Origin of the sequence: Microbacterium sp. WCS2018Hpa-9, assembly GCF_031843745.1 — a bacterium.
Lineage (GTDB): Bacteria > Actinomycetota > Actinomycetes > Actinomycetales > Microbacteriaceae > Microbacterium.
Map to the genome: position 1 here is coordinate 369,061 of NZ_JAVTIY010000004.1, position 10,184 is coordinate 379,244.

The window sequence follows — 10,184 nt, forward strand, 5'->3', positions numbered from 1 at the left end:
CGGGTCAGTCGGCGTGGTCCTCGCGGGAGCCCGCCTGCGCACCTCGGGCGCGCGGTCCCCGCTCCTCATCATCCTCGAGCTTCGGGGCGATGGGACCGCCGAGGCCGGGCCGCTTGGTCGTCTCTTCGTCGTCAGAGCCCGCGCCTCCCATGCCCATGCGCCCGGTACCGCCGGTGGTACCGCTACCGGTGCCGCCGCCGGCCGCGACGCCCGCGCGTCCTCCAGAACCCGCCGCACCGCTCGCGCCCGCACCCGTTCGCCCACCGGTGCCCGCGGGGTTGCCCACCCCAGCGGCGCCGCCGAGCGTGGAATTGCCGAGAAGTCCGCCCGGCTTGAGCCCGGCTCCTGCCGCGCCGCCGAGTCCCGAACCACCGAGTCCCGAACCGCCGAGAGCGCCCATGCTGCCGAACCCGGAGATCTTCGCGCCCGCCGCGATCGCCGCCGCACCCGCGCCGCCGCCGACCACACCACCGATTCCGCCGCCGCCGCCGCCGGGGAAGGCTCCCCCGGGGAGACTCCCGATGCCGGTACCACCGCCGCCGCCGCCGGTGATTCCACCGCCACCGCCCGGGGTGCCGGGAATCACGCCGCCGCCGGGGGAGTCGATCGTCGGGTCGCCGCCGCCGTTGCCGCCACCATCACCGCCACCCGGGAACTCGATCGTCGGGTCTTCACCGCCGCCGTTTCCACCGCCGCCGCCATCACCGTCTCCGCCGCCGCCGTTTCCACCGCCGCCGCCACCACCGTCTCCACCGCCGCCGTTGCCGTCGGGGTTCGTCGGTTCGTTGGGCCCCGTGGGCTGGAATCCGCCGCCGCCACCGCCACCGCCGCCACCGCCGCCCGGGCTCGTTCCCGACGGCGAGTTGTCCACACCGGGAGAGCGGAGGTCGGGAGCGGTGATCTCACTACCCGGCTGCTCAGGGGGCTTGGGCGGCTCGGGCATCGCGACGCGCGGGTCGAAGGAAGCGAGCGTGGCCGCCGACTTGTTCATCGACTCCGCCGTCGGCGCAAGCCCCTGCCTGATGCCTTCAACCACCTTGGCCGCCTGCTCTTCACGCTGATTGCCGAGCAGACTGCCGATCGCATCGATCGCCTTGTCGGCGGCGATCGGGCCGAGAACAGGATGGACGACCACCGAGCCGATCTTCGCGGCGTTGGCCCAGAACGGGTCGACCTTCGCCGACGGCAGTTCGGCCGCCGCGGCGTTGCGCCGATAGGTGTTCGCGTTCTCGATCGTGTCGGTGAGCTGTCCGACGAACGTGTCGATTATGCGGAAGTTCTTCTGCAGCGTCGCGAGAGACTTGCGCGCCTCCTGCGCCATCTCGCCCTCCCACCCGGTGGACTCGATGACAGCCGCGAGCGCTCGGTCGAGCGAGGACAGCGCGGTGCGCAGGGAATCGGCCCGCGGGATCCGCCAGTCCTCGAGTGAACGGATCCTGTCGAGTTCTGCTTCATTCTTGCCGACCATGGTCGCCCCCTTGTTCAGTCTTCTGTCGTTGCGACGCCCGCGTGAGCACGACCGCGAGCACGATGCCGCCGATGATCAGCACCGCGAGGATCACGCCTCCGCCGATGAGGAACGGCGTCAGCGCCGACGCTTCCCCCGGTGCCGCGCCATCATCCGGCTCCGCACTGGGAGCCGGGGTGCTCGCGTCGAGGAGGGTGCGCTCCTTGTCGACCGCTCGCTGGCTCGGCACGGTGTCCTCGTTGTCCGGGTCGAAGAACGGATTCTCATCGGGATACTTCGTCGGATCCACTGACAGCATCCCCGTGAGCGATGCGGCGCCGTACCCCGTGGCGTTGTTCCACTCCGGATCGTGCTCGCCCTTGGTGCCGGTGTTGTGGATGAGGCTCTGGAGCAGCTGGTTGCCGGTCGCCTCCGGGTACTTCTGTTTCACCACCGCGAGGAATCCCGCCACGACCGGCGTCGCCAGTGATGTTCCGGAGCGCAGCTGCTGGGCGTCCCAGGACTCCGGCGTCCCCTGCGCGATGATGCCGAGCCCGGGTCCTGAGATCTTCACATCGTCGCTGAGATTCGGAGACGGCTCCGAGAGCGCGGGGTTGTAGGACGACTTCTGGATCTGCCCATCCGCTCCGAACGCCTGCACGGCCACCGCGCCGTTGTAGGAAGACGGCCAATCGCCTACGCCACCGACGTTGGGGAGCGAACCCAGGACGATCACGCCGGCCGCATGGGCTTTCGCCACCGCATTGGACGAATCGATGAGTCCTCCGAGAGACACGGAGATGATGTCCGCACCGTCGTCGACGGCGTCGGAGATCGCCTTCGCAAGGCCCGACGGATAGCGGTCCATGGAGTCCGGCCCTGCATCGATCAGATCCCCGTTCTTCTGCAGGCACGTCGACTCGATGTCGGTGCCCTCGCCGACCCCTGTGGTGATCATGGAGTTGTAGTACCGCACAGTCGCTCCGGGCGCGACGCCCTTGATGGGCGTCCCGCCTACTGCCTCACCCGTGCCCAAGATCATAGACACGACATTCGTGCCGTGGCTGGCGGCCGTGTAATCCGTCGAGACGGCGGAATAGGGCTGGGCCGAGGAGTCGTAGCAGTAGGAGTCCTCGGCGACCTGCAGGTCGGCGCCGCGCAGACCCGGTGCGTCGGGGTTCACCTGCGTGTCGACCACCGCGATCGTCACGCCCGAGCCGTCGAAACCTGCGTCGATCGCCTCCTGGACCCGCCCGCGGTCGAAGTACCAGAGTCCGTCGCTCGAGGTCGCCGCAGAGGCACCGGCGGGCAGCACGAGCACCGCGCACAGCGCCATCCCTCCGATCGCGGTCACGATCGATCGACGACGGGGGCTCATCAGTAGTCGGCCTCATCGGGCTCGTCCGCGCCCGAAGTACCGCCGGTTGCGGGGGTCGTGCCCGCCGGGACGGGAGCGGGAGTCGTGCTCTGGGCCGCCGCCGAGTCGAGCAGTGCCAGCACGATCTTGGTGTCGTCGGCGAGGGATGCATCCTGCTCAGCGAGCTCGGTGACGGCGAAGCGGATCGCGTCGCTGACGTCGTTAAGCGCGTTGACAGAATTCTGGGTGGCTGTGCCCATGCCCGACGCCACCCGACTCACGGCCTCCCGGAAGTCCGCCAGGGCAGGGGTCACCCCGCCCTCGGAGTGGCGGACCTCCGCCGCATCCGGGAACTGCTGAGCGTCCCGCGCGATGCGCTTCAGCTCAGCCAGAATCTGATCAATGTCGATTGCGATCATCGACGCCCCCCTCATTCACATACGGTGCCATCCCTGACATCTGCTGCGCCCTCCGACGAACGGCGAAGCGCACAGCAGATGGCGCGGATCCGACGTGAGACGTCGGATCCGCGCCAGGGATCAGGCTCCGAACCGCCCGGCGGCCGACTTGTCGGTCTGGACGTACTGGCCCGAGATCTCCTCGGTCTTGCCCGCGATCTGCGTGAGAAGCTGCTGCATCTCACTCAGCGAACGGTTCCACTTGGCCTGAGCCTGGTCGTAGGCCTGCTGCGCGGAACCATCCCACGCCGCACGCAGCTTGCCGACCTCGGACTCGAGACGGTCGAGCTCTGAACGAATACCCTGCGACCCGCTGCGGATCTGCGCTGCCAGAGCGTTGACCTGCTCCGGGCGAACTGACATCGACTGCATCATGTTCTCCTTGAAATCTCTGTGGTCTGTGCTCAGGAACCCATCATCGAGCCGAGGCCCGAGATGGTCTGCTGGTGAGCTTCTTCGGTTGCAGCCTGGTCACGCTCGGTGCCGGCGAGGGCATCTTCGAGCGTCACGAGGACCTCGTTGAGCTGACGAGCCTGCTCGTCCCAGCGGGACATCAGCGTCGAGAAGGACACGGCAGCCGCGCCCGTCCAGAAACCACGCAGCTGCTCGATCTCGCCGCGGACCTTCTTGGTCTGCTGGTCGATCCCGGACTTGGTCTCCCGCACCGCCTGGGCTCCGCGGCGCAGAGCCCCTTCTTCTGCGGAGATGACATCAGCCATAACTCACTCCCTCCGGTCCTTGCGGACACACGTGCGGGGAGCGCATCCCTGTATTGGGACGACTTCGAAACAACCCCCCACGATTCGTTTCAGGTGAAAGGCTAGATCAGATCGTCCGGATACGCCAGGACACGAGCAGTATCCGCACGGCATTTGTGCGTTCGATCGAGAAATCGGCGGCGATGCTCACACCGATCAGCGCCGACCACCAGGGATGCTCAGGGCTCGGGGACGGGCAGAACCTAGCTCGTCCGCTCGAAGGGCGCCGAGCCTCACGGCTGTGCGTTGTCGCATGCCTCAACTAGGGTGAAAGGCGGAATGCGCAGCCACGGGTCTTCTCCCGGCCGGCGGCAACCATGGAGGGGGCATCGTTCCATGACTCAGAGCAGCGCCACGGCAGGCACCGTGCTGCGACTTTCCGTCGTCAGCGACGACCGGCGGCTCGACGTCGGCGTGCCGTCGCAGGTCCCGCTCGTCGAGATCATCCCCGGCTTCGCCCGGAGCCTCGGCGTGCTCGACCCGACCCTGACCCACGGCGGGTACTCGCTCCAGCGGGCGGACGGCACACCACTCGACCCCGCCCGCGGCGCGGCGGCGCAGGGAGTGAACGACGGCGAGCTGCTGACGCTCGTCCGCGGCGGCCTGGTGAAGGAGCCGCGCGTCTACGACGACGTCGTCGAAGCGGTGATCGACGCGACGGCCGAGCAGCACGGGGCATGGACGCCCGCCGACAGCTCGCGTACCGCTCTCTTCGTCAGCCTCACCTTCCTCGCACTCTGCGCTCTCCTGCTCGTCGCCACCCCGCCCACCTCGCTTCTTCCCGCGATCATCGCGGGCGCGGGCGCCGTCGTGCTGAGCGTCGCCGCCGCCGTGCTCATGCGCCTCCACCAGCCCGAGGCAGGGCACGCGCTCGGCCTCACCGCGGCCGCCTACGGTGGGCTCGCCGGGTACCTCGCCGTGCCGGCGCAGAGCATCTGGGGCTGGCCGCTTGCGGCGATAGGCCTCGGACTCGTCATCGTCGGCGGCCTGGGACTCGCCGTCACGCAGGAGAAGCCCGAGATCCATCTCGTGCCCATCGCGCTCGGCGCATCGATCGGCATCACCGCCACGAGCGCCGCGATCTTCGGTGACGCGCTCGCTCCGTATGCGATCATGCTCGCGACGACCGCGCTGCTGGCGAACGGCATCCCCTGGCTCGCACTCACTTCCACCCGCATTCGAGTGATCTCGCCGCAGAGCGACGCCGACATGTTCGCGGCGCCCGAGCCCATCGACGCCGACGAGGTCAAGCGCCGCGCGGCCGCAGGCACGCGCACGCTCATCGCGATCCGCGCCGCGCTCGGCCTCGCTGCCCTCATAGCGACGCCGCTGGTCGCTGGCAGCGGCGTCTTCGGCGCTCTGCTGTGCGCGCTCGCATTCGTGGGGATGATGTTCCAGTCGCGGCAGATCCACGCCCGACTCGGGGTGCTCGTGCTGATGGCGATCGGCGCGATCGGGCTCGCAGTCACCGGCGTCACGGTGGCGCTCGCCCTCCCCGACGTCCGCACCTGGATGCTCCTCATCCTCGTCGTCGCCACCGTGATCCTGGTCGGTCTCACGCTGCTGACGCCGAAGGCACGTCTGCGACTCACGAGGATCGGTGACACCGTCGAGGTCATCGCGCTCGCGCTGCTGCTGCCACTCGGCGTCATCACGGCAGGGCTCGTCTGAACGATGGCAACCAAGAAAGATCTGATCGAGGCCCAGGGCTTCAGCAGGCGACGGCTCCTCTCGGCGTTCACAGGTGGAGCTCCCGGCGGCAAGGAACTCGACCCGGCAAAGCCGCTGCGCGCGGTCGTCGCCGGCATCGCGCTCACTGTCGGCGTCATCCTCGTCGGGGTGTTCTGGGGGATCATGCAGCCGGGACTCCCCGGTGACTGGCAGAACAACCGTCTGATCGTCGCCACAGACACCGGAGCCCGCTACGTCTCCGTCGAGGGAACGCTGTACCCGGTCATCAACACGGCCAGCGCGCGGCTGCTGATCCCTGCCGGCGAGTTCAAGGTGGTGCGCACGGATCAGGCCGCACTCGACGGCATCCCGGTCGGCCCCTCGATCGGCATCCTCGGCGCGCCCGACGACCTGCCGGCCCCGAGCGCCCTGATCAACTCCTCGTGGACGGCCTGCATCGACGACACCGCTGGCGCGTCGGTATCGCTGTCGAGCAAGCCGATCGCCGAGATCTCGACCGGGACCGGCGCCGTCGTCCAGCGCGGCGACGAGCTGTTCGTGATCGCCGACGGCCTCCGCTACGCCGTTCCGGCGGAAGACGCCAACGCCGTGCTCCGCGCCGTCGGACTCGGCACCAGCGAGATCCTCGAGGTCGACGGGCGCTGGCTCAATCTCTTCGAATCGGGCGAGGATCTCGAGCCGATCAGCCTCAACGCGATGGGAGCCTCGGTTCCCGGAACCGATCTGACGGCGGGGACGATCATCCACACGCAGGGCAGCCCGGCGGAGGAGCGCTATGTGGCCCTCGCGACCGGCGAGATCGCCCGCATCAGCCCGCTCGCCTACCAGCTCTACCTTCTCGGCAGCGGGCAGGAGGCCGGCGCCGAGCAGGAGGTGTCGCCTGCCGAGGTCGCAGATGTGAAGACGCTGCCGCACATCGGCGGTGAGGACTGGCCGACCCTGCCGTTGACGACGCTCGCGGCCGGCGAGACGCCGTGCGCGATGGTCACCGACGATGCTCGCACCGTGCTCGGAGCGACCACGACCGAGCTGCCGGAAGAGCGCTCCGGCGGCGATGTCTCAGTCGGCGGCGGCGCCCTCGTCGAAGTGAGCGGAGCATCTGACGATGCGGCCGGCTTGGCCGTGCTCATCGACGAATCCGGCACCGCGTTCGCGATCCCCGGCGCCGCCGCCGAGCAGAGCGCTGAGGATGCGGCGACCGGACCCATCGCTCAGCTCGGATACTCCCCCGACGACGTCGGGCGTGTGTCCGACGCGTGGATCGAGTTCTTCGCGGCCGGCCCTGCGCTGACCTCCGAAGCCGCCAGAGAGTCGCCCGGCTCAGGGACGAAGTGATGCGTCGTCGCAGAGCCGCCCTTCCGGCCCTCCTGGTGGGCGCGATCGCACTCGGCGCCGTTCTGACGAGCGCGCCGGCATCGGCAGCGGCGCCTTACGCGCTGAGGACCTCAACCGCGGCGTCGCTCGCGGCACACACGGCCGTGCCTGCGGCAACCGCCGGCGATGCCTGCACTCCGGGCACTGTGGTGTTCGCCCCCGAGGCCCCGCCCGCGCTCGCTCTGCTCGGTGCTGAGGACGCCAATCGCGTCGCCACCGGCAGAGGGATCGTCGTCGCGATCGTCGACTCCGGCATCGATGCGGGAAATCCGCATCTCGCCGGAGTCGTGATCGGCGGTGTGGACCTCGTCGGCGACGGCGAGCGCAGCGACGGCCTGAGCGACACCAGCGGGCACGGCACCGCGATCGCCGGGCAGATCGCGGCGCAGCCGGTCGCCAACTCCGGTGTGGTCGGGCTCGCACCGGATGCACGGCTGCTGTCGGTGAGGGCGTTCCGCAGCAGCGAGCCACAGGACGTCGACAAAGGATTCGGTCCCACCTCGCAGCGCATCGCCGACGGCATCCACTGGGCGGCCGACAATGGCGCCGACATCATCAACGTGTCGGTATCGCAGACAACGGACTCCCCCGACCTCCGCGCTGCCGTGGAGCACGCGGCAGCGGTCGGCGCACTGGTCGTGGCGAGCGCCGGCAACCGCGCATCAGACCCCACTGCCGAGGACGGCGCCCGCTATCCCGCCGCCTACGAACAGGCGCTCGGTGTGAGCGCCGCCGACGACACGGGGCGGGCCACCGACAGCTCGATCCATGGCCCTCAGGTCGGCGTGACCGCGCCGGGCGGCAACGTGCTGACGTCGTCGGCGGGCGGCGGCGACTGCGTGTACGCCGGCGATGCTCCGGCATCGAGTTTCGCGACCGGATATGCCAGTGCGGCAGCGGCGCTCGTCGCAGAGGCGCATCCGGAAGACCCCCCGGCCGGATGGGCGTACCGACTCACCGCCACCGCGCTTCGAGATGACGCAGACAATCGCGACGACATCAACGGGTGGGGATTCATCCAGCCGTTCGCCGCCATCGAGCTGCTCCCGGACGAGACGACCCGAGGGCCGGTGAGCCCCTACTTCGACACCACCGAGAGCGCGGCACGCCCACCGGCCGCTGCCGTCGACCCCGACCACGGCTCCTCCGCCTTCCTGCTCACGCGGGAGGCTGCGCTCGTCACCACCATCGGCGGAGCGACCCTGCTCGGCGTGCTCGGCATCCTCATCGTGCTGCGTCGCCGCAGAGAGCAGCCGGCCGCGGATCCGGTGGAGGTCGAACGCGAGGGCGGACTGCTCACCACCCCCGGACCCGGCAGCGGTGACGACAGGTTGGACTGACTCCGAGCGACGCTGACGTCGCCGATGGCGTCATGAGTCGAAGACGACGGAGACAGCGCCGGACGCAGACAGTCCGCGCCACCCACGCTCAGGCGAAGACGACGAAGCCCAGCGCCACCAATCCGGCGACCGAGACGACACAGGCTGCTGCGAACGCGACGAGGGTGGCCATGCTCCAGCGCAGTCCCTGCTTCGCGACGGAAGGGAGCTCCGGATCCACCGCGCGAGTGGGTGCGGCGGCGCCGATCACCACGGGCGGGGCGGAAGGACCGAGGGGCGCGGGGCGCGGTCGGTAGATCTCCGGCGCCGGAGCATCGATCGGCGCTTCGAACGAGACGGGTTCGGCACCCGGTTCGGCATCGGGTTCGGCAGCAGGGGTGGGATCGGCCGAGGCATCGCCCTGTTCGTCGGACCGTTCCGATCGTTTCCGTCGTACACGCCGCGGCGTGCGGGAGACGAGCACGGTCGGCTCCTCGACCAGCTCCTGCTCCTGCTCCTGCTCCTGCTCCTGCTGCCCGTCGCGAACATCGGACGGGACATCGGACGAGACATCGGACCTCGAAGAGCTCCGGTCGACGACGACGGTCGCCTCCTCGAGATCATCGGCCGGTTCCTCGACCGCGACCGGACGGCGGTCGACGACGACAGCCGCCTTCTCGAGAGCATCAGCCGGTTCCTCGGGCGGCACATCGGACCTCGACGCGCTCCGATCGACGACGACGGTCGCCTCATCTACAGCGCCAGGCGCTTCTGAATCGTCCGTCACGGCGGAATCATCGGCCGCCGCGGAGTCATCGGCATCCGCTGCACCGTCCGAGACAGCCTCCACCGTCTCCGATTCGGTCGGCGCTGCCGGCGAATCGGCGACCGCCCCACTCCGGCGCCGATCACGACGCGTCAGCATGACGGTCTCTTCGACCTCGGGCTCGTCGTCGGTCATCTGACGCGAACCGGGATCGTCGTGCCCTCGAGGCTCGAATCGGTGAGAGACACGGAGGCGGCTTCGCTACCGTCCGTGCTGTCGTCCGCACGCGTGCGCGCGCCTCCCGAGACCACGTCGATCACGACGACCGACACATTGTCGCGGCCACCCGCCTTGAGCGCCCGGCTCACGAGAGCCGCAGCTGCTGTCTCGGGTCTTCCGTTCATCGTCAGGGTGGCTCGGATCGCTTCGTCGCTCACCTCGCCGCTGAGTCCGTCGGAGCAGAGCAGCAGTCGCTCGCCGTCGACCACCGGCAGCAGCCAGCTGTCGGCCGTGCTGTCGGGCGCGCCGATCGCCCTGGTGATGACGTTGCGCTGCGAGAACGACGAGAGATCCTCTGCGCGGAGCTCACCGGCATCCACCAGCTCCTGCCCCAGCGAATGATCGATCGTCAGCTGGCTGAGCTCGTTGCCGTGGTGCCGGTAGACGCGGGAGTCGCCGACGTTGAAGACGAGCCAGTGCGGTGCGCCTTCGTGATCGACGAGTGCGACACCCGTCACGGTCGTGCCCGCCCCGCGCTTGTGCTCGGCAGAGATGTCGTCGACGACAGCCGAGGCTCGGCTCAGCGCATCGCCGATGTCGGCGACCTCGACCGCCAGACCGCGGAGCGGCTCGAATGCGTCGACCACCGCAGCGCTCGCTCGGTCGCCCGCCTCATGCCCGCCCATGCCGTCTGCGACGAGGAAGACTGGGGATGCCACGAGCACGGAGTCCTCGTTCGCGGTGCGCTTGAGCCCGGTGTCTGTCAAGGACGCGACGTTCAGTACGACTGACGA

General features: G+C 69.4%; 10 protein-coding genes. 3 read left to right on the forward strand and 7 right to left on the reverse strand.

The genetic code is table 11. The features are described 5' to 3' along the window. Nucleotides 1-4 precede the first annotated feature (4 nt). From RQG82_RS11070 to RQG82_RS11090, 5 genes are all read right to left on the reverse strand, one after another. Nucleotides 5-1,468 carry a hypothetical protein gene (locus RQG82_RS11070; protein ID WP_311259134.1) on the reverse strand — a complete coding sequence of 488 codons (1,464 nt, stop codon included), beginning with the start codon at nucleotides 1,466-1,468 and terminating at the stop codon, nucleotides 5-7. Next, nucleotides 1,452-2,801 carry a S8 family serine peptidase gene (locus RQG82_RS11075; RefSeq protein WP_311259135.1) on the reverse strand — a complete coding sequence of 450 codons (1,350 nt, stop codon included), beginning with the start codon at nucleotides 2,799-2,801 and terminating at the stop codon, nucleotides 1,452-1,454. Before RQG82_RS11075 ends, RQG82_RS11070 begins: the two co-directional genes overlap by 17 nt. A 23-nt stretch (nucleotides 2,802-2,824) precedes the next feature. After that, nucleotides 2,825-3,223, reverse strand: a complete 399-nt coding sequence (locus RQG82_RS11080; protein ID WP_311259136.1) for a hypothetical protein — start codon at nucleotides 3,221-3,223, stop codon at nucleotides 2,825-2,827. A 120-nt stretch (nucleotides 3,224-3,343) separates the two neighbouring features. After that, entirely contained in the window at nucleotides 3,344-3,625 is a 282-nt protein-coding gene (locus RQG82_RS11085; RefSeq protein WP_079113895.1) for a WXG100 family type VII secretion target, read from the reverse strand. A gap of 41 nt (nucleotides 3,626-3,666) precedes the next feature. Next, on the reverse strand, nucleotides 3,667-3,981 hold the full coding sequence (locus RQG82_RS11090; protein WP_311259137.1) for a WXG100 family type VII secretion target: 315 nt from the start codon (nucleotides 3,979-3,981) through the stop codon (nucleotides 3,667-3,669). 375 nt (nucleotides 3,982-4,356) lie between these two features. On the opposite strand from RQG82_RS11090, the gene eccD reads away from it, so the two are divergent. Genes eccD through RQG82_RS11105 form a run of 3 tightly spaced genes read left to right on the forward strand, consistent with a single transcriptional unit; the run spans nucleotide 4,357 to nucleotide 8,426 of the window. Beyond that, nucleotides 4,357-5,691, forward strand: coding sequence for a type VII secretion integral membrane protein EccD (gene eccD / locus RQG82_RS11095; protein ID WP_311259138.1), 1,335 nt, complete (start codon nucleotides 4,357-4,359; stop codon nucleotides 5,689-5,691). 3 nt (nucleotides 5,692-5,694) lie between these two features. Then, nucleotides 5,695-7,047: a type VII secretion protein EccB gene (gene eccB, locus RQG82_RS11100; protein ID WP_311259139.1), complete on the forward strand. Its 1,353-nt coding sequence runs from the start codon at nucleotides 5,695-5,697 to the stop codon at nucleotides 7,045-7,047. Beyond that, nucleotides 7,047-8,426 (forward strand): S8 family serine peptidase, encoded by a 1,380-nt coding sequence (locus RQG82_RS11105; protein ID WP_311259140.1) that lies wholly within the window; start codon nucleotides 7,047-7,049, stop codon nucleotides 8,424-8,426. Before eccB ends, RQG82_RS11105 begins: the two co-directional genes overlap by 1 nt. Before the next feature lie 88 nt (nucleotides 8,427-8,514). Here RQG82_RS11105 and RQG82_RS11110 read toward each other — a convergent pair whose 3' ends face one another. Both RQG82_RS11110 and RQG82_RS11115 read right to left on the reverse strand, forming a co-directional pair. Next, nucleotides 8,515-9,366: a hypothetical protein gene (locus RQG82_RS11110; RefSeq protein ID WP_311259141.1), complete on the reverse strand. Its 852-nt coding sequence runs from the start codon at nucleotides 9,364-9,366 to the stop codon at nucleotides 8,515-8,517. Further along, complete coding sequence (locus tag RQG82_RS11115) at nucleotides 9,363-10,157, reverse strand: protein phosphatase 2C domain-containing protein (RefSeq protein ID WP_311259142.1); 795 nt, start codon at nucleotides 10,155-10,157, stop codon at nucleotides 9,363-9,365. Before RQG82_RS11115 ends, RQG82_RS11110 begins: the two co-directional genes overlap by 4 nt. Nucleotides 10,158-10,184 lie beyond the last annotated feature (27 nt).